16 protein-coding genes are annotated in these 18,251 nt (G+C 74.9%); 7 read left to right on the top strand and 9 right to left on the bottom strand.

The window, feature by feature from the left end; translation table 11 throughout:
• Nucleotides 1-63 precede the first annotated feature (63 nt).
• From ACFCX4_RS11720 to ACFCX4_RS11705, 4 genes are all read left to right on the top strand, one after another.
• A complete protein-coding gene (locus ACFCX4_RS11720; protein WP_376140941.1) occupies nucleotides 64-1,524 on the top strand; it encodes an endonuclease/exonuclease/phosphatase family protein in 1,461 nt (486 codons plus the stop codon).
• A gap of 14 nt (nucleotides 1,525-1,538) precedes the next feature.
• The gene (locus ACFCX4_RS11715; protein ID WP_376140939.1) at nucleotides 1,539-3,545 is read left to right on the top strand and encodes a phosphocholine-specific phospholipase C; all 2,007 of its coding nucleotides are present in this window, start codon (nucleotides 1,539-1,541) and stop codon (nucleotides 3,543-3,545) included.
• Nucleotides 3,546-3,633: 88 nt separating this feature from the next.
• Nucleotides 3,634-4,107: a VOC family protein gene (locus ACFCX4_RS11710; RefSeq protein WP_376140937.1), complete on the top strand. Its 474-nt coding sequence runs from the start codon at nucleotides 3,634-3,636 to the stop codon at nucleotides 4,105-4,107.
• A gap of 4 nt (nucleotides 4,108-4,111) precedes the next feature.
• Nucleotides 4,112-4,558: an SRPBCC domain-containing protein gene (locus ACFCX4_RS11705; RefSeq protein ID WP_376140935.1), complete on the top strand. Its 447-nt coding sequence runs from the start codon at nucleotides 4,112-4,114 to the stop codon at nucleotides 4,556-4,558.
• A gap of 10 nt (nucleotides 4,559-4,568) precedes the next feature.
• Here ACFCX4_RS11705 and ACFCX4_RS11700 read toward each other — a convergent pair whose 3' ends face one another.
• The 7 genes from ACFCX4_RS11700 to ACFCX4_RS11670 form a co-directional block, all read right to left on the bottom strand.
• Complete coding sequence (locus ACFCX4_RS11700; protein WP_376140934.1) at nucleotides 4,569-5,822, bottom strand: aromatic acid exporter family protein; 1,254 nt, start codon at nucleotides 5,820-5,822, stop codon at nucleotides 4,569-4,571.
• Between the two features lie 34 nt (nucleotides 5,823-5,856).
• Nucleotides 5,857-6,597: a polyprenol monophosphomannose synthase gene (locus tag ACFCX4_RS11695; protein WP_376140932.1), complete on the bottom strand. Its 741-nt coding sequence runs from the start codon at nucleotides 6,595-6,597 to the stop codon at nucleotides 5,857-5,859.
• Nucleotides 6,598-6,763: 166 nt separating this feature from the next.
• Entirely contained in the window at nucleotides 6,764-7,030 is a 267-nt protein-coding gene (locus tag ACFCX4_RS11690; RefSeq protein WP_376140930.1) for a GlsB/YeaQ/YmgE family stress response membrane protein, read from the bottom strand.
• Nucleotides 7,031-7,158: 128 nt separating this feature from the next.
• Nucleotides 7,159-8,343, bottom strand: a complete 1,185-nt coding sequence (locus ACFCX4_RS11685; protein WP_376140928.1) for an ABC transporter ATP-binding protein — start codon at nucleotides 8,341-8,343, stop codon at nucleotides 7,159-7,161.
• Between the two features lie 9 nt (nucleotides 8,344-8,352).
• On the bottom strand, nucleotides 8,353-9,186 hold the full coding sequence (locus ACFCX4_RS11680; RefSeq protein ID WP_376140926.1) for a carbohydrate ABC transporter permease: 834 nt from the start codon (nucleotides 9,184-9,186) through the stop codon (nucleotides 8,353-8,355).
• The gene (locus tag ACFCX4_RS11675) at nucleotides 9,183-10,091 is read right to left on the bottom strand and encodes a carbohydrate ABC transporter permease (RefSeq protein WP_376140924.1); all 909 of its coding nucleotides are present in this window, start codon (nucleotides 10,089-10,091) and stop codon (nucleotides 9,183-9,185) included. The genes ACFCX4_RS11680 and ACFCX4_RS11675 overlap by 4 nt, the downstream gene beginning before the upstream one ends.
• Nucleotides 10,088-11,365 (bottom strand): ABC transporter substrate-binding protein, encoded by a 1,278-nt coding sequence (locus ACFCX4_RS11670; protein WP_376140922.1) that lies wholly within the window; start codon nucleotides 11,363-11,365, stop codon nucleotides 10,088-10,090. The genes ACFCX4_RS11675 and ACFCX4_RS11670 overlap by 4 nt, the downstream gene beginning before the upstream one ends.
• A gap of 174 nt (nucleotides 11,366-11,539) precedes the next feature.
• Between ACFCX4_RS11670 and ACFCX4_RS11665 the strand changes: the two genes are divergently transcribed.
• Both ACFCX4_RS11665 and ACFCX4_RS11660 read left to right on the top strand, forming a co-directional pair.
• Nucleotides 11,540-14,749 (top strand): AMP-binding protein, encoded by a 3,210-nt coding sequence (locus ACFCX4_RS11665; protein WP_376140968.1) that lies wholly within the window; start codon nucleotides 11,540-11,542, stop codon nucleotides 14,747-14,749.
• Between the two features lie 149 nt (nucleotides 14,750-14,898).
• Nucleotides 14,899-15,360: a DUF4259 domain-containing protein gene (locus tag ACFCX4_RS11660; RefSeq protein ID WP_376140920.1), complete on the top strand. Its 462-nt coding sequence runs from the start codon at nucleotides 14,899-14,901 to the stop codon at nucleotides 15,358-15,360.
• Between the two features lie 37 nt (nucleotides 15,361-15,397).
• Here the strand turns inward: ACFCX4_RS11660 and ACFCX4_RS11655 are convergent, their stop codons facing one another.
• Both ACFCX4_RS11655 and ACFCX4_RS11650 read right to left on the bottom strand, forming a co-directional pair.
• Nucleotides 15,398-16,336 (bottom strand): NmrA family NAD(P)-binding protein, encoded by a 939-nt coding sequence (locus tag ACFCX4_RS11655; RefSeq protein ID WP_376140918.1) that lies wholly within the window; start codon nucleotides 16,334-16,336, stop codon nucleotides 15,398-15,400.
• A gap of 378 nt (nucleotides 16,337-16,714) precedes the next feature.
• Entirely contained in the window at nucleotides 16,715-17,419 is a 705-nt protein-coding gene (locus tag ACFCX4_RS11650; protein WP_376140917.1) for a TetR/AcrR family transcriptional regulator, read from the bottom strand.
• 116 nt (nucleotides 17,420-17,535) lie between these two features.
• Between ACFCX4_RS11650 and ACFCX4_RS11645 the strand changes: the two genes are divergently transcribed.
• Complete coding sequence (locus ACFCX4_RS11645; RefSeq protein ID WP_376140915.1) at nucleotides 17,536-18,162, top strand: SRPBCC family protein; 627 nt, start codon at nucleotides 17,536-17,538, stop codon at nucleotides 18,160-18,162.
• Nucleotides 18,163-18,251 lie beyond the last annotated feature (89 nt).

Raw genomic sequence — 18,251 nt, 5'->3', positions numbered from 1 at the left:
CGCGGAGGGCCCCGGCCCGGTACCCCCCGACGGCCCGGTGCCCCAGCGGCGGACAGGACATCCGTGGCCACCGGCAGCACCCTGACCCTCCTCGCCCCGCACCCGGCGGGCGGCCCCGTCGAGGGCGACCGCCTCACCTTCCACTGGACCACCGACGCCCCCGACCCGAAGAACTGGGTCGGCATCTACGACGGCGACCGTCGGCCCGGCAACGGCGGCTCGCTGCTCTGGAAGTACACCCCGGCCGCCGCCGGGGACGTCCAGCTCGACACCTCCGCGCTCACCGGCGGCCCGTACACCGCCTACCTGCTCGCCAAGGACGGCTACGGCATCCTCGCGAGGAGCGAGCCGTTCGGCTTCCGCCCGAAGCCCGCCGTCGTCCGCCCGCACGCCGCCGTGGACTCCTTCACGGCCGGCCCGGTGGCCCCCGGCGAGGCCGTCACCCTCCGGCTCGGCGGCCTCTGGTCCCGCCCCGAGGGCAACCCGCCCGGCGGCCCGGTCTTCCGCAAGGTCACCGGCCCCGCCTGGCTCGCGGTCACCGCCGACGGCACCGTCATCGGAACCGCGCCCGCCGACAAGGTCCCGCGCACCCCGGAGACCCTGGTCGTCGGCGTCAAGGACGGCGCCGGTGCCGGCGACACCGTCACCGTGCTGCTCCCGGTCGCCGACCCGGCCGTCGCGCCGCGCCTCAAGGTGGCGAGCTGGAACCTCGCCGAGGCCGGCGCCGCCTTCACCGACGCGACCGAGAAGCAGCTGCGCGTCGTGCTCGCCCAGGGCCTGGACGTGTTGGCGCTGCAGGAGACCGCGGGCCGGGCCGCCCGGACGCTGGCCGACGCGCTCGGCTGGTACGCCTACCAGAGCGAGGGCAGCGTCGGGCTGCTCAGCCGCTACCCGCTGACCGCCGTCACCGCGGCCACCGCCGGACTGCCCGCCGCCGGGGCGACCGTGCAGCTGCCCGGCGGGCGCACCGTCCGGGTCTGGACCGCCCACCTCGACGAGGCCGGCTACGGGCCGTACGCCCTCCAGGACGGCGGCACCGCCGCCCTGGTGCTGGCCGCCGAGAACGCCTCGGTCCGGCTGCGGCAGGCCCGGGCGCTCGCCGCCGCGCTCGGCGCGGACGCCGCCGGGGGCGTCCCCGTGGTGCTGGGCGGGGCGCTCTCGTCGCCGTCCCACCTGGACTGGACGGCGGCCACCGCCGCCGCGCACGGCGGCACCGGCGCCTTCGCCTGGCCGGTCACCACGGTGCTCCGGGCCGCCGGGCTCACCGACGCCTTCCGCGAGGAGAACCGCAACCCGGTGAAGGCCCCCGGCTGCACCTGGTCGCCGGTCCGCAAGGAGCGGGCCGCCGGGAGGGCCGAGCCGCAGGACCGTACCGACTACGTGCTGTACCGCGGCCGGCTGAAGCTGGTCGAGGCGCACACCCTGGTCGCCGACTGGCCCGCCACCGGCGCCGACCCCGCGGCCGTCGCCGCCAACCAGTGGCCGTCCGACACCGCCGCCGCGGTCGCCACCTTCCAGCTCTGAAAGGCCAGTTCGCGATGTCCGACCTTTCCCGCCGCACCTTCGTCGGCGCCACCGCGGCCGCCGGCGCCGCCGCCGTCACCGGCCTGAACGGCCCCCGGGCCGAGGCCGCCCCCGCCGCCGGGACCGCTCCCGCCCGCCTCACCGGCACCATCGAGGACGTCCGGCACGTGGTCGTCCTGATGCAGGAGAACCGCAGCTTCGACCACTACCTCGGCGCGCTGGCCGGCGTACGGGGCTTCGGCGACAAGCAGGCGCTCCGGTTCCCCGACGGCACCGACGTGTTCCGCCAGCCGGACCCGCGCCGCAGCGACGGCAACGTGATGCTGCCGTACCGGATGGACACCTCCAAGTACAACGCGCAGAACGCCGGGGGCCTGCCGCACGACTGGGCCACCGGCCACCAGGCCATCAACAACGGCGCGATGAACAAGTGGATCGCCGCCAAGGGCGAGCGCGCCATGGGCTACTTCACCCGTGAGGACATCCCCTACCAGTACGCGCTCGCCGACGCGTTCACCGTCTGCGACGCCTACTTCACCTCGCTCGCCGGCCCGACCGACCCCAACCGGCTCTACCTGTGGACCGGCACCGCGGGCCCCGGCCGCGACGGCACCACCGGCCCGTGGATCGACAACACCCCGGTCACCGACAACCCCGTCGCCGACTGGACGACCTACGCCGAACGCCTCCAGGCGGCGGGCGTCAGCTGGCGCGTCTACCACAACCCCAGCAAGGACGAGCGGACCGGTGACTACGACGACAACGCGCTGTCCTACTTCCGCCAGTTCCACGCCTTCCCGAAGGACGACCCCCGGTACGTCAACGCGATGACGAAGTTCGACCCGGCGGCCTTCGACGCGCACTGCAAGGACGGCACCCTGCCGACCGTCTCCTGGCTGGTCGCGCCGTACCTGTTCTCCGAGCACCCGGAGGCGGGCCCGGCGTACGGCGCGCACTGGGTGAACCAGGCCCTGCAGTCGCTGATGGCCAACCCGGACGTCTGGCAGCACACCGTCTTCCTGGTGATGTACGACGAGAACGACGGCTACTTCGACCACATGGTGCCGCCCACCCCCGAGCCCGGCACCCCCGAGGAGTTCACCCAGGGCCGCGCCATCGGCCTCGGCAACCGGGTGCCGCTGTGGGTGATCTCGCCCTGGTCGCGCGGCGGCTGGGTCAACTCCCAGGTCTTCGACCACACCTCGGTGCTGCGCTTCATGGAGCTGGTCACCGGGGTCGCCGAGCCCAACATCTCGGCCTGGCGCCGGGCCGTCTGCGGCGACCTCACCAGCTGCTTCGACTTCGCGGCCCCCGACCGGTCGCTCCCGGTCCTGCCCGACACCAACGCCCTGATGGCCAGGGCCGACGCCGGGACCGGTCTGCCCGGGGTGCAGCTCCCGGCGGTCGGCGCCCAGTCGATGCCCGTCCAGGAGCGCGGTGACCGCCCGCAGCGCCACCTGCCCTACCAGCCCTGGGCGGAGGCCGAGGTGGACCGGCGCACCGGCCGGATCACCTGCACGATGAGCAACGACGGCTCGGTGGCCTTCCCGTACACGGTCTACCCGAACATCGTGCAGCCGTTCGCGGGCACACCGTTCACGGTCGCGCCCGGGGCCACGGCGACGTACGTCTGGGAGGCCGCCACGACCAACGGCCGCTACGACTTCACCGTGCACGGCCCGGACGGCTTCGTCCGCCGGTTCGCCGGCACGGTGATCCGCGACGGTGCCGGCGGCGCGGACGTCCCGGCCGGCCAGAACGACATCGGCGTCCCGATCGTCACCGCGGACCTCTCCGGCCGGGGCCGGCTCACCCTGCAGCTGGTCAACGACGGCATGACCGACGTCTGCTTCTCCGTCGCGCCGAACGACTACGCCGGCACGGCGCAGACCGTCTGGGTGCGGCCCGGCAAGCAGAGCAACGTGGTCTGGCCGCTGGACGGGCAGGGCCGTTACGACGTGGTGGTCACCGCCGCCACCGGCCAGCGCTTCGCCCGCCGCTACGCGGGGCGGGTGCACTGACCCGCGCGCCGCGGCCGGGGGCGCCGAACCGGTGACCCCCGGCCGTGGCGCGGACGCCCGGCCCGGGCCCGCCGCTACCGTCGGCTCCATGCAGCAGATCACCCCGTGCCTCTGGTACGACGACCAGGCCGAGCAGGCCGTCAGCCACTACGTCTCGGTCCTCCCGAACTCGCGGATCACCGGCACCACCCACTACACGGAGGCCGGGCCGGGCGCCGCCGGCACCGTGCTGACCGTCGCCTTCGAACTCGACGGGCGCCCCTTCGTCGCCCTCAACGGCGGTCCGGTCTTCCCGTTCACCGAGGCGGTCTCGCTCCAGGTGCAGTGCGACGACCAGGACGAGGTGGACCGGCTCTGGTCGGCGCTGCTCGAAGGCGGCGGCCAGGAGAGTCGGTGCGGCTGGCTCAAGGACCGCTGGGGCCTGTCCTGGCAGATCACCCCGCGCGTCCTGATCGACCTGGTCTCCGACCCGGACCGGGCCAAGGCCGCCCGGGTGACCACGGCGATGCTCGGGATGCGCAGGATCGACATCCGGAAGCTGCTCGAAGCGGCCGGGGAGTGAGCGCGTGGCCGTCCCCGCCTACCGCCACGTCTCCTACCTGCACGCCACCCCGCAACGGGTCTGGCACGCCCTGACCAACGCGGACGAGTCCGCCCTCTACTGGGGCCACCGCAACGTCTCCACCTGGCAGCCGGGCGCCCGCTGGGAGCACCAGCGCGCGGACGGCTCCGGCACCGCCGACGTGGTCGGCACCGTCGAGGTGTCCGAGCGGCCCGAGCGCCTGGTCACCACCTGGGCCGAGCCGGGCGCGGACCCCGCCGGGGCGTCCCGGGTGACCTTCCGGCTGGAGGCCCACCGGGACCTCACCCGCCTCACCGTCACCCACGACGCCCTGGCCGACGAGGCCGAGCGCGCGGACGCCGAGGCCGGCTGGTCGGCGGTGCTCTCCAACCTGAAGACCTACCTGGAGACCGGCCACCCGCTCCCGCAGGAGCCCTGGACGATGCCCTGAGGCTCCCGGATCACGCGGGGCCCGCCCGCTTGCGGCGGCGCGCCCGGGCCGACCGGGGCCGCTCGCCGCGCATCCACTGGCGCACCCGGCCGAGCCGGGAGAACCGTTCCCGGCTCGCCACCGACGCCCGGTCCAGCTCCTCCATCAGCCGCCGCGAGCGGTGCTCCAGGTCCAGCTCGTCGAGGATCCGGTCCACCTCGGTCAGCAGCGACCCCAGCAGGTGCCAGGCCTCCGGATGCGCCCGCACCTGCTCCAGCAGCAGCCGGGCGACGTTCTCCCGGCTCGCCCAGGCGGCGCTGAGCTCGGCGGTCAGCCGCCGTTCGGCCTCCTCGGCGTTCCGGCTGACCTGGGTGGTCACCAGCACCGCGAAGCTCACCAGCGCGCCGCCGACGTGCGCGAGCAGCTCCTCCATCGCCAGCGCGAGGTCCGGCCCGACCAGCGGCTCGCCCGGCGCGCGCCGCTTGGCGAGGTCGGTGAGGGAGCGCGAGATCACCCGGATCACCACCACGCAGATCTCCAGGGTGTCCAGCCCGGTGCGCAGCACCAGCCGGGAGAGCAGCCCCTCGCTGATCCTCGGGTTGAACCGCAGGCTGTCCTCGGCCTGGCGCAGCGCGGCGTCGACGTCGGCGATCGCCTGGTCGAGCCGGCGGGCCTCGTGCAGCCGCTCGGCGGCGTCCGCGACCGGGGTCGGCCGGCCCAGCTGGTCGCCGAGGTCGGTCAGCAGCTGGCGGGCCCGGCGCGCGAGGTCCTCGATCGACTCGCCCGCGGTGTCCACCCAGACGGGTGCGGCGAAGAGCAGGTTGAACAGCAGGCCGACCCCCGCGCCGATCAGGGTCTCCAGCACCCGGTCCCAGGCCCGGGAGGTCACCTGGCTGACGCCGAGGATCAGCATCGCGCTGATCGCGACCTCCTGGACGAACTCGTCCACCCGGACGAACCGGCCGATCACCAGCGAGGCGAGGATGATCAGCCCGAGGCTCCACCACGAGAGGCCGACCACCGTGCTGAAGCCGATCGCGATCAGCACGCCGACCACCACCGAGTTCACCCGGCGGATGCTGGTGGTGAGCGTGGAGTAGACGGTGACCTGGACGACCAGGAGCGCGGTCAGCGGTGCGGTCAGCGGGGCGGATTCGCTGCTGAGCCAGGTCGCCACCAGGTAGGAGATCGTGGCGGCGACGGTCGCCCGGGCGGTCTGGACGGCGAACGGTTCGCGGGCGGCACGCCGCGCCAGGGCGACGGCCCGCTCCGGTGCCACGGTCACGCGCGCTCCTTCCCCGGCCCTGCGGCCGGCTCCGCTACGGCCGGCGGCGCCCCTCGCGCAGCAGCTTCCACGGGGCGAGCGCCGACTCCACCTGCACGCCCAGACTCATCTTGGACGCGCCCTCGACCCGCTCCTCGAAGCGGATCGGTACCTCCTTGATGGTGAGCCCGCGGCGCACCACCCGGTGGTTGAGCTCGACCTGGAACGAGTACCCGTTGCTGCGCACCGACGGCAGGTCGATGGCCCGCAGGGTCTCCGCCCGCCAGGCCTTGTAACCGGCGGTGGCGTCCCGCACCCCGAGGCTCAGGATCGTGTTGACGTAGAGGTTGGCCCAGGAGGAGAGCGCCTTGCGGTGCCACGGCCACTCCTCGGCGGTGGACCCGCCCGGCACGTAGCGGGAGCCGAGCACCACGGCGGTGTCGCCGGCCAGCAGGGTGCTCACCATCAGCGGCAGGACCGAGGCCGGGTGCGACAGGTCGGCGTCCATCTGGACGACCACGTCCGCGCCGTCCTCCAGGGCCCGGGTCATCCCGGCCGTGTACGCCCGGCCGAGGCCGTCCTTCACGGTGCGGTGCAGCACCGAGATCCGGCCGCCGGACCCGGCGGCGAGACCGTCGGCGACCTCGCCGGTGCCGTCGGGGGAGTTGTCGTCGACCACCAGCAGGTGCAGGTTCGGCAGTTCGAGGCCGGCCAGCAGCCCGGCGAGGACCGGAAGGTTCTCCCGCTCGTTGTAGGTGGGCACGACCACAACGACCTTCGGGGAGGCCTCGACCATGTTCTGTTCCCTCGCGATTCCGGCGCCCGCGGGCCGGCGCGGTCGTCGCTGTCCGCGCCGGGTCGGACGGTCGTCCAGTGCTCCGGCCGCCGTCGTGACAACGGCCGTTCGTACTACGGCCGTGCGAGTCTAGCCGCGCCGTGCGGGACGCCGTCGCGCCGGATCGTCATCTGGTCCGGCGGGAGGCCCAGGCGGGGGCCACGACGGCCACCAGGCCGACGGCGAACGCGATCTGGAGCAGATGGCGGATCCAGTCGATCCCGGACGTGTGCCGCACGCCCACCCAGCCGGCCACCGCGTTGCCCAGCCAGGCCCCGGCCGCGCCGAGCAGCATGGTCAGCCACCACGGGATCGACTGGGGGCCGCGCAGGATCAGTTTGGCGATCACGCCGAGCACGAAGCCGATGAGCAGAATCCACAGGAGCTGGAACATCGCATTCCACCTTTCGAGGCACGTTCCCTCATGATCGCCCGAACCGCCCGGCACGGCACGTCCGGCGGACGGCCGCCCCGGTCGGCGGGCGACCGGTTCGCGCCCCCGCCTGCCCGTTCGCCCGCGTCCTAATCCCCGCGGTGCCCGCCGCTCAGCGCGGTTCCGGAGGCCGGATCGAAGACGTGCAACCGCGCGGTGTCGATCCACAGCTCCAGCGGGCCGCCCTCGGCCGCCCGGGTGGCGGTGCCGATCCGGGCCACCACCTCGCGGCCGGGCGCACCGGCCCCCGCCTCCCGCTGCTGCGCGCCGACCTCCTCCAGACCGCCGCCGGAGACCGCGTCGCCCTCGACGGTGAAGTGCGCGAACACGTCGGAGCCCACCGACTCGACCACCTCGACCCCGACCGTCACCCGCGCGCCGCCCACCGGGTGCTCCAGCAGCGCGGCGTCCTCGAAGTGCTCCGGGCGGATCCCGACCACCACCTCGCGCGGCGCGCCCGCCGCCGTCAGCCGCCGGCGCAGCCGGTCGTCCAGCGGCAGGTCGCCGAGCGCCGTGCGCAGCACGCCCTCCTCCAGCCGCCCCCGCAGCAGGTTCATCCCCGGGGAGCCGATGAACCCGGCGACGAAGAGGTTGGCCGGCTCGTCGTACAGCGTCTGCGGCGGGCCGACCTGCTGGACCAGGCCCGCGCGGAGCACCACCACCCGGTCGCCCAGCGTCATCGCCTCCACCTGGTCGTGGGTGACGTAGACGGTCGTGGTGCCCAGACGCCGCTGCAACCGGGAGATCTGGGTGCGCATCTGCACCCGCAGCTTGGCGTCCAGGTTGGACAGCGGCTCGTCCATCAGGAAGGCCTTGGGGTCCCGCACGATCGCCCGGCCCATCGCGACGCGCTGGCGCTGCCCGCCGGAGAGGAGTGCGGGCCGGCGGTCCAGGTGCTCGGTGAGGTCCAGGATCCGGGCGGCCTCCTCGACCTTGGCGGCGATCACGGCCTTGTCGGCCTTCGCCAGCCGCAGCGCGAAGCCCATGTTCTGGCGGACCGTCATGTGCGGGTAGAGCGCGTAGCTCTGGAACACCATCGCGATGTCCCGGTCCTTGGGCGCCCGGTCGTTGACCACCTGCCCGCCGATCCGCAGGGTGCCGCCGGTGATGTCCTCCAGACCCGCGATCATGTTCAGGGTGGTGGACTTCCCGCAGCCCGAGGGGCCGACCAGGATGACGAACTCACCGTCCGCGACCGTCAGGTCCAGGTCGTGGACGGCCACCGAGCCGTCGGGGTAGCGCTTGCTGATCCCGTCGAGGACGATCTCCGCCATCGGTCCGCGTCATCCCTTCACTGCGCCGGCGGTCAGACCGGCCACGATGCGGCGCTGGAAGAACAGCACGAACAGCACGATCGGCACCGTGATCACCACGGCCGCGGCGGCGATCGAGCCGGTCGGCTGCTGGAACTGGGAACTGCCGGTGAAGAAGGCGATCGCGGCGGGCACCGTCCGGGCGGCGTCCGTGGAGGTCAGCGAGATCGCGAACAGGAAGTCGTTCCAGCAGAAGATGAAGACCAGGATGCCCGTGGTGAACACCCCGGGCGCCGCCAGCGGCGCGATCACCAGCCGGAACGCCTGGGCCGGCGTGGCGCCGTCCACCTTGGCGGCCTTCTCCAGCTCCCACGGGATCTCCCGGAAGAACGCCGACAGGGTGTAGATCGCCAGCGGCAGCGAGAAGGTCATGTACGGGATGATCAGCCCCGCCCAGGTGTCGAACAGCCCCAGCAGCCGCTCGATCTCGAACAGCGGGGAGACCAGCGAGATCGGCGGGAACATCGCGATCAGCAGCGACATCCCGATCAGCAGCCGTTTGCCGGGGAAGCGCAGCCTGGCCACCGCGTAGGCCGCCATGGTGGCCAGCAGCACGGCGAGGGTGGTGGCGATCACCGCGATGCCGATCGAGTTCAGCAGCGCCCGGGTGAACTCGGTGGTGCGGAAGATGCCCCGGTAGTTCTCCAGCGTCCAGGTGCGCGGCACGAACGCCCCGTCGGTGAGCGTCGCCGGGTCCTTGAAGGACAGCGCGGCGATCCACCAGACCGGGAACAGCGCGTACAGCACCACCACCAGGTTCACCACGCCCCAGCCCGCCCGCGACCGGGCCTGCCGGGCGCTCACCGCCGCTCCGCCGGGCCACCGGGCGCAGCCGCGCCGAAGACCCTGACGAAGACCAGCGCGATCGCCGCCACGCACAGGAACACCAGCACCGAGATCGCCGAGCCGATGCCCAGGTTGAGCGCGGTGAACAGGTTGTCGTAGCCGAGGATCGACACCGAGCCGGTGTCGTTGGCGCCGCCCGTCAGCACGTAGATGTTGTCGAAGATCCGGAACGCGTCCAGGGTCCGGAACAGCAGCGCCACCAGGATCGCCGGCTTCATCAGCGGCAGGACCACCAGCCGCAGCCGCTGCCAGGAGCCGGCGCCGTCGACCATCGCCGCCCGCACCGTCTCGGCCGGCACCAGGGCGAGGCCCGCCAGCAGGAGCAGTGCCATGAACGGGGTGGTCTTCCACACCTCGGCCAGCACGATCAGGCCGATCGCCGGCCAGTGCTCGGTCAGCGGCGCGCTGCCCTCCGGCAGCAGCTCCGCCAGGTACCCGGTGCCGGGCGTCCACGCGTACTGCCAGGAGTACGCCGCCACCACGGTCACGATGCCGTACGGCACCAGCACCGCCGTGCGGACGACCCCGCGGCCGACCACCGCCCGGTGCATCACCAGGGCCAGCGCCAGGCCCAGCACCAGCTCGACCGCCACCGACACCACGGTGATCAGCACCGTCACCCCGAGCGCCTGCCACCAGTACGGGGAGGACAGCACCGCGCCGTAGTTGGCGAGGCCGACGAACTCCGACCGGTCGGGGAACCGCAGGTCGTAGCGCTGGAAGGACAGGTACACCGCGTAGCCGACCGGGTAGGCCGTCACCAGGAGCATCACCAGCACGGCCGGGGCGCAGAGCAGCAGGCCCAGCCGGCGCTCCTGCCGCGAACCCTCGGACAGCCGGCCGGCCGGCTTGGCCGCCGTCATGGAATCAACCCCTTCGAGCCGAGCGCGTCCCTGATCTGCCCGGCGAGGCCGGCCACCGTCCGCTCCGGGTCCACCTCCGCGGGCGGGGACAGGGCGTGCGCCACGGCGATCGAGACGTTCTGGTAGGCGGGCGTCTGCGGCCGCACCGAGGCGGAGTCCAGCGCCTTCAGCACGTCCGCGGCGAACGGGTAGCTCGCGGTGAGCTCGGCGGCCGCGTACAGGCTGCGCAGCGACGGCGGCAGGCCGCCCTCCAGCGCGTTGGCCAGCTGGTTGTCCCGGCTGCGCAGGCACAGCACGGCCTCCTGGGCCGCCCCGGGGTGCCGGGAGTAGGCGCCGACGGCGAGGTCGATGCCGCCGATGGTCACCGTGGCCGGCCGCCCGGGCACCACGGAGGGGTAGGGCGCCCAGCGGAAGTGGCGGAACAGTTCGGGCTGGTTCTCCTTCATCGACGGATAGACGAAGGGGTAGTTGAGCTCGAAGGCGGCGGTTCCGGACTCCATCGCCAGCCGGTTCTCGTCCTCCATCTGGTTGGAGAGCGACGGGTCGGCGGCGGGGGAGCGGGCGAGGTCCCGGATCGCCCGCGCCGCGACGACGGCCGGCTCGCCGAGCGAGGGCGCCGACGCGTCCGGGGTGAGGACCGACCCGCCCGCGCTGGTGACCAGGGTGTTGAACCAGACCGTCAGGCCCTCGTACTGGGCGCCCTGCACCTCGACGAAGTGCGGCCGGTCCTGCTCGGCCAGCCGCCGTGCCGCCGCCAGCATCTCCTCCCAGGTGGCGGGCGCGGCGGGCACCAGGTCGTCGCGGTACCAGAGCAACTGGGTGTTGGAGTTGTACGGGACGGCGTACAGCCGGTCCTTCCAGGTGGCCGTGCGCAGCGCGGCCGCCAGCGTGTCCTCGCTCGCCCGCTCGCGCAGCGCCCCGGTCCACTCGCGGGCCCAGCCGGCCTCGGCGAACTCCGCCGTCCAGGTGACGTCCAGCCCCATGATGTCCACGCCGCTGTCGTGCGCGGCCAGCCGGCGCACCAGTTGCTGGCGCTGGCCGTCCGCGGTGCGCGGCAGCTTGTGGTAGCGGATCGAGTAGCGCCCGCCGGAGTCGCGGCCGCAGTTGTCGGCGGCCTGCTGGAGCGCCCCCGAGTCGTCGGGGAAGTTGTACCAGTCGAGCACGACCGCCCCGCCGCCGCCCTCACCCCCGGAGCCGCCGCTGCCGCACCCGGTGAGCGCCCACACGAGCAGCAGGACCAGGGCGACGGGGAAGCCGCGGTTCGGTCCGGGCATCGTGCTCCCTCCGGTCTCGCCGCCCCCTGCGGTGGAGCGGCGCGTCGGCTGGCCCACGCTAGGGCGCGGGGCGGGCCCCCGGGGCGGCCTGACGGTGCGACACCCCGGGGACCCTCCGGGCGGGCTAGCGGGCGCCGGCCGGGTGACTCCCGTGACGTCCGGGGCCGGACGGCTCTGGCGGGCGACGGCGCCGAGCCGCTACGGTCTGGACCAGCCACCCTGTCCGGCCGATCGGCCGCGGCCCCGTCCTGGCCTCTTCCGGGAGTCGACATCAGCACCCGATCCACCGTCAGCGCCCCTGCCCCCGACGCCGTTCCGGCGCTCGACGCGCTCACCCTGCCCGACCTCCTCGACGACCGGGCCCGGCGGCATCCCGACCGGCCCGCGCTGATCGTCCCCGGCCGCCCGGTGCTCGACTACCGGGCGTGGCGGGAGCGCGCGGTGCGCGCCGCCCACGGGCTCGCCCGGGCGGGCGTGCGGCCGGGCGACCGGGTGCTGCTGCTCTTCCCCGACCGCGCCTGGGACGACTACGCGGTGGCCCTGCTCGCCGCGCACTACGCGGGCGCGGCGGGCGTCGTCGCCCGCGAGGACCTGAGCGCCGAGGACACCGCGCGGCTGGCCGGCGACAGCGCGTCCTCCCTCGCGGTCACCGCGGGGGAGGACGACGGGCGCGCCGCCGCGGCCGGTCTGCGCGGCCTGCGGCTCGCCGGCCTGGAGGCGGCCGGCGGCGACGGCGGCGAACCGCCGCACCGGCCCGCCCCGGGCGACCTCGCCCAGGTCATCGGCACCTCCGGCACCACCGGCGCGCCCAAGGGCGTGCACGCCGCCCACGCCAGCCTCACCGCGGGCCAGCGGCTCGACCCGCGCCCGCGCCCCTACGCCCACTCCGCACACGCCGTGCACGCCTTCCCGATCGGCACCAACGCCGCCCAGGTGGTCCTGGTGAACGCGCTGGTCGCCGCGCCCGCCACGATCTGCCTGCCGCGCTTCGACGCCGAGGAGTTCGGCCGGACCGTCGCCGAACACCGGGTCGGCACCGTCTTCCTGGTGCCCTCGATGGCCGTCGAACTGCTCAACTCCGGCGTCGCCGGGCGGCACGACCTCGGCAGCGTCCTGATGATCAGCTCCTCCGCCGCCGCCCTGCCCGCCCCCGTCGCCGCCGCCCTGCGCGAGGCCCTGCCGACCGCGACCCTCGTCAACACCTACACCTCCGCCGAGGCGTCCCCCGCCCAGATATCCGCCGTCGTCGACGCCCGCCGCCCCGGCTCCGTCGGACGCCCCGCCAACCCGGGCGACCTGCGGCTGCTCGGCGAGGACGGCCGGCCGGTCGAACCCGGTGCCGTCGGCGAGGTCTGGCTGCGCCAGCCCGGCCCGCCGCGCGGCTACACCGCCGGCACCGAGGCCTCGGCCGCCGTCTTCCGGGACGGCTGGGTGCGGATGGGCGACCTCGGCAGGCTCGACGCCGACGGCTACCTGTACCTGGTCGACCGCGAGAGCGACATCATCAAGTCCGGCGCCCTCAAGGTCTCCACCCTGCGCATCGAGGACGTCCTGCACGCCCACCCCGGGGTCGCCGACGCCGCCGCGCTCGGCCTCCCGCACCCCGTCATGGGCGCCGTCCCGGTGGCGGCCGTGGTGCCCGCCGCCGACGGCCTCGACCCCGACGAACTGCGGCTCTTCCTCGCCGCCCGGCTCGGCCGCGCCGAACTGCCCGTCCGGATCCTGCTCACCGACCGGCTGCCCCGCAACCCCAGCGGCAAGGTCGTGAAGCACGAACTGCGCGCCCGCTTCGCCGAGCCGGCCCCCGAGGCCGTCGGCACCCCGCCCGCCACCGAGCACGAGCACGCCCTCGCCGCCGTCTGGCGCAAGGTCCTCGGCCGGCCCGTCGACGCCGTCGAGGAGGAGTTCTTCGCCCTCGGCGGGGACTCCTTCCGCGCCGTCCAGCTCGCCGCCGCCGTCTCCGCCGAGTTCGGGGTCACCGCCACCACCGCGCTGGTCTTCGAACGCCCCTCGCTGCGGGCCCAGGCCGCCTGGCTCGCCGGCGCCCCGCGGACCGCCGGGGCGCCGGAGCCGGTCGACGACGCCGACCTCTCCCCGTTCCTGCGCGAGCTGCGCGCCCAGCCCCACGACATCCCGCTCACCTCCCAGCAGGAGAACTTCCTGCGCTGGATGGCCGAGGCCGAGGGCCGCAACGTCGGCTCGGTCGCCGTCATGTTCCGGGTCACCGAGGAGCTGAACGCCCGGCTGCTCACCGACGCCCTGTACGAGGCGGTGCGCCGCCACCCGGCGCTGCGCACCCGGTTCGTGCCGGTGCCCGGCGCCCTGCCGGGGGTCCGGCGGGCCGTCGTCGACCCGGAGCCGGAAGTGGAGGCGATCCTGGTCGACGCCCCGGGCGAGAGCGACGACGAGGTGTCCGCGCGGTTGATCGCCGTCCGCGACCGGCTCACCGACGTCGGCGAGGGCCCGATGACCGGCCTCGCCGTGGTCAGCCGGGCACCCGACGACCACGCCGTGCTGCTCGCCGTGCACCACATCGTCGGTGACGGCTGGTCGGTCGGCGTGCTGCTGCGCGACCTCGGGGTCATCTACTCGGCGCTGCGCCGCGGTCGTCCCGCGCCGCCGCCCCGGCCGATGCCCACGCTCGGCGAACTGGTCGCCCGCGCCAACGCCCACTGGCCGGTCTCCCGGGCCCACTTCGCCCGGACCCTCGGCGGCGCGCCCGAGGCGGTCCACCCGTTCCCCGGCCGCGCCGACACCGAGACGGTGCTCAGCGCCGCCCACCGCCTGGCCGTCCCCGCGGACCGCGCCACCGCCCTGCGCGAACGGGCCGCCGAGGCCGGCGCCACCCCGTTCCAGGCCCTCGCCACGGTCTGGCTCGGTCTGCTCGCCGAGCGCAGCGGTCAGGACGACCTGGTCCTGATGACCCCGGTGCCCGGCCGCACCAGCCCGGAGGCCGAGCAGGCCGTCGGCTGCTTCGTGCAGTCCCTGCTGCTGCGGGTCGACGCCTCCGGCGCGCCGGGCTTCGCCGAACTCCTCGCCCGGGTGAAGGACACCGCGACCGCCGCGCTGGACCACCAGCTCTACCCGTTCGCGGAGTTCAGCCCGCTGGCGCCGTTCGCGGCCTGGCTGCGCTACGAGAGCTGGAACGCCCCCGCCCAGCTGCCCGGCCTGAGCTGCACCGCCTGGGAGGTCCCGCGCAGCGCCACCGTCCCCTACCCGCTGCCCGGCGGGGACCGGCACGTCCCCGAGCTCGCCGCCACCGAACAGCCCGACGGATCGCTGGTCTGCTGGCTCCGCTACAACGAGCACGCGTTCAGCCCGGCCGCCGTCGAGTCGCTGGCGGCCGAGCTGGAGGCCCGCATCACGGCGGCCGCCGGCGGCTGAGCCGGGCCGGCGGTGCCGCCGGCCGTTGGGCGGGTCCGTTGTCGATGGCCCGGTGCCGTTGTCGGTGGCCCGGTGCCGTTGTCGGTGGCCCGGTGCCGTTGTCGGTGGGGGGTGCCATGATCCTCCCGACCCGACCGAAGGAGATCATCATGGGCACCTGGGACACCGGCCACTTCGACAACGACACCGCCGCGGACTTCTCGGGTTCGCTGGACGAGGCGGCCCCGGCCGAGCGCGCCGGACTGATCCGGAGCACCCTGGCCGGGGCCGCAGCCACCGGGGCCGAGGACTACCTGGACTGCGACGAGGCGGTGACGGCCGTGGCCGCCGCCGCCCTCGTCGCCGCCCAGTGCCCCGGTGGCGAGCCGGTCACCACCGCCTACGGCCCGCAGGAGGCCCTTCCGGCCTTCCCGGCCGACCTCCGCCCCCTCGCGGTGTCGGCGCTCGACCGGGTGGTGGCCGAGGAGTCCGAGCTGGCCGAACTCTGGGACGAGACCGAGGAGGGGCCGGCCTGGCGGCGCGGCATCGAGGAGCTGCGCGCCGTGCTGGCGTCCGGGCCCGCACCCGCGGCGGAGCCGGACGCGCAGGCGCCGGCGGGGCGCGCGGGCTGAGCCGCGGGGGGCGGGGGGAAGGCCGTCCTCCCCGGGGCTACGCGTCGCCGAGCAGCCGGGCGCGCAGCGCGGCCGCGCCGGTCTCGGCGAGCCAGTCCCGCAGCGTGCGCAGGCCGGGGTGGACGACCCGCAGCACCTCGATGTCGGCGTACCAGCGGTGGCCGTCCTCCCAGTCCTGCCGGACCTCGGCGAACTGCGGGTTCAGCGCGAACGCCTCGTCATGGGTGAGCTGTTCGTAGCGCACCGGGATCCCGGTCGCGGCACTGATCGCGGCGACGGCCTCGACCGGGGTCGGGTCGTCACCGGCCAGTTCGAGCGTCCGTCCGGCGAAGCGCTCCGGCTGCTCGAAGGCCAGGGCGGCGAACTCCGCGATGTCCTCAAGGGCGATGATCTGGAGCGGCTCGTCCGGCGGGAAGAGGTGCCGGTGGACGCCGTCGGCGATGCCGTCGAAGCCGATGCCGGGCAGCCCGAGGAAGTTGGTCATGAACCGCACCGGGCGCAGCACGGTCACCTGCGGGACACGCTCCCTCAGGTACTGCTCGACGCGCCGCTTCTCGGGGACGGCGAACGCCTTGCCGGAGGTCGAGGCGACGCCGGTGAACACCACCTGCCCGACCCCCGCCCCCGCCGCCGCGTCGGCCAGGGCCCGGCCGCGGGCCGTCTCCCGCTCGGTGTCGCTCCCCGAGGGGCCGTAGACGACCGGCGGGACGGCGAACAGGGCCGTGGCGCCCGCCAGGGCCGGCACCAGGCTCGAAGGGTCGTCGAAGTCCGCGACGGCCAGCTCGGCGCCGGCCTTCGCGAGGGCCACGGCGGCGGGCGAGGTCCGGTCCCGGACCAGCGCGCGCACCGGCCTGCCGCCGGCCAGCAGCCGGCGTGCCGTGGCACCGCCCTGTTTGCCGGTGGCGCCGGTCACGGCGACGATCCCCCGGGTGGCGGCGCCGGCGCCGTTGCCGGAGCGGATGGGTTCGGTGGTCATGTCGTTCTCCGTCCCACCCCGGGGCAGGTTGGGACCCGATGCGGTCGGCCCGGGGGTATACGGGCTACTCCAGCCCGGTTGTGCCCGGCGGCACAAGGCTTTCGTGACAGGACGACAGCGACCGGTCGGCGACCGTGCGGCCGCCCGCCGTGACCGGTCGGGGCCCGGGCCGCCCTGCGGCGGTGGGTCGGTTGGGCGATGGCACCTGCTCCGACGTCGGCCCGGGGGAGTGCGCGGCGCGCTCGCGGCCGGGTGCGCCTCGGCGGTCGCCGCGCGCCGCACCCCGGCCGGGCCGGTGGCCCGGTCCCGCATCGCCGTCACGGAACGCCTTCTTCCGTGACATGCCAGGCACCCGTTCCGCGGGGTGCGGCGCCGCGGTCACGCCCCGCCCCGGCCGGCTTCGGACGGTGCGGTGGGACCGGCGGCGGGGGTGGGTCGGGGGAGCAGGGCGGCGAGTTCGGAGTCGAAGAGGGCCTCGGGGTCGAACCGCATGCCGGTGAAGTGGCCGGCGAGTTCGAGGGACAGGACGCCGTGGAGGCGGGTCCAGACGGTGAGGAAGAGGGCGAGGGCCTCGGGCGGGGCGGGGTGGCCGCCGGCCCAGGTGCGGTGGTCGGCGAGGTGGCCGGCCAGCGGGGTGGTGGGGGCGCCGGGGGGCAGGGCGGCCGTGCAGGCGTCGAGGAGGGTGGCGGCGATCTCCCGGGAGACGGCGGTGGTGTCCTCGGGGGCCTGGTAGCCGGGGACGGGCGTGCCGTAGACCAGCAGGTAGCGCTGGGGGTCGGCGAGGGCCCAGGCGCGCAGGCCGCGGGCGAGGGCGGCCAGGTCGGCACCCCCGGCGGCGGCCGCGGCGAGGGTGTCGGCGAGGTTGCGGTAGGCCTCCCGGACGAGCTCGGTGATGAGGTCGTCCCGGTTGGCGAAGTAGCGGTACAGCGCGGGGCCGCTCATGCCCATCTGCCTGGCGATCGCGTTGAGGGAGAGCGCGGAGGCGCCGGCGGTGGCGATCTGTTCCCAGGCGCGTTCCATGACCTCGGCGCGCACCTGGTTGCGGTAGCGCTCGCGGGGGGTGGTGGGGTCGGTCCTCGCCATGGTGCGTCGCCTCTCCTGCGCGGTGGTTAGAAGGTATCACGGGAGCTATTGACTATCCGAACGATGAGGAGTTAGAACTTCTAACGAGCGTGATGAGACCTAGAGATGGAGAAGCCATGTTCGGCATCCGAGCCGCTGTGATCACCGTTCCGCTGGCCGTCGGGCTGCTGGCCGGGGCGGCGGTGCCCGCCGGTGCCCACCCCGCCGGCGGGCTCACCTGCCGCGGCGCCGGGGTCGACCCCGCCGCACAGGTCCGCCACCGGACCGAGACCGTGATCGACGCGCCGCTGGACGTCATCTGGAAGCTGCAGACGGACGTCGGACGCTGGCCCGCCTGGCAGCGGTCCGTCGCGACCGCCGAACGGCTCGACCACGGCCGCTTCCGCGCCGGGTCGGCGTTCCACTGGACGACCCCGCTGCCGCCCGGGACCGGGATCCCGGCCACCGCCCTGGACATCACCTCGACCGTGCGGCAGGTCCGGGACCGCTCCTGCGTCCGCTGGACCGGTCCCGCGGACGGGGAGGGCGTGCACATCGACGGCGTGCACGTCTGGAACTTCACCGAGGTGCGCGGCGGCGTGCGGGTGAGCACCGAGGAGACCCACACCGGGCCGCAGGTCGACGCGAACGTGCCGCTGGCGAAGGAGATCCTCCGGGCGGGTCTGGAGGGGTGGCTCGCGGACCTCGGGGCCGCCGCGCAGGCGCGGGCGGGCGGCCCCCCCCCCCCGCCCCCCCCCTGTTAAGCCGGCGAGCCCGTCGGCGACCGCGTCCACGCTCACCGCCCCCAAAGCGGCGATAAGCACCAACACCACCCGCCCGGCGGGCGCGGCCG

It is taken from the genome of Kitasatospora sp. NPDC056327, from assembly GCF_042261735.1.
Taxonomy (GTDB): domain Bacteria; phylum Actinomycetota; class Actinomycetes; order Streptomycetales; family Streptomycetaceae; genus Kitasatospora.
The sequence above is the reverse complement of the archived record's forward strand: the minus strand, read 5'-3'. Positions and strand labels throughout refer to the sequence as shown.

Coding starts and splice junctions, on each gene's coding strand:
- ACFCX4_RS11715 (WP_376140939.1), top strand. CDS start 1,539: ATGTCCGACCTTTCCCGCCGCACCTTCGTCGGCGCCACCGCGGCCGCC.
- ACFCX4_RS11710 (WP_376140937.1), top strand. CDS start 3,634: ATGCAGCAGATCACCCCGTGCCTCTGGTACGACGACCAGGCCGAGCAG.
- ACFCX4_RS11695 (WP_376140932.1), bottom strand. CDS start 6,597: ATGGTCGAGGCCTCCCCGAAGGTCGTTGTGGTCGTGCCCACCTACAAC.
- ACFCX4_RS11690 (WP_376140930.1), bottom strand. CDS start 7,030: ATGTTCCAGCTCCTGTGGATTCTGCTCATCGGCTTCGTGCTCGGCGTG.
- ACFCX4_RS11685 (WP_376140928.1), bottom strand. CDS start 8,343: ATGGCGGAGATCGTCCTCGACGGGATCAGCAAGCGCTACCCCGACGGC.
- ACFCX4_RS11675 (WP_376140924.1), bottom strand. CDS start 10,091: ATGACGGCGGCCAAGCCGGCCGGCCGGCTGTCCGAGGGTTCGCGGCAG.
- ACFCX4_RS11670 (WP_376140922.1), bottom strand. CDS start 11,365: ATGCCCGGACCGAACCGCGGCTTCCCCGTCGCCCTGGTCCTGCTGCTC.
- ACFCX4_RS11660 (WP_376140920.1), top strand. CDS start 14,899: ATGGGCACCTGGGACACCGGCCACTTCGACAACGACACCGCCGCGGAC.
- ACFCX4_RS11655 (WP_376140918.1), bottom strand. CDS start 16,336: ATGACCACCGAACCCATCCGCTCCGGCAACGGCGCCGGCGCCGCCACC.
- ACFCX4_RS11650 (WP_376140917.1), bottom strand. CDS start 17,419: ATGGCGAGGACCGACCCCACCACCCCCCGCGAGCGCTACCGCAACCAG.
- ACFCX4_RS11645 (WP_376140915.1), top strand. CDS start 17,536: ATGTTCGGCATCCGAGCCGCTGTGATCACCGTTCCGCTGGCCGTCGGG.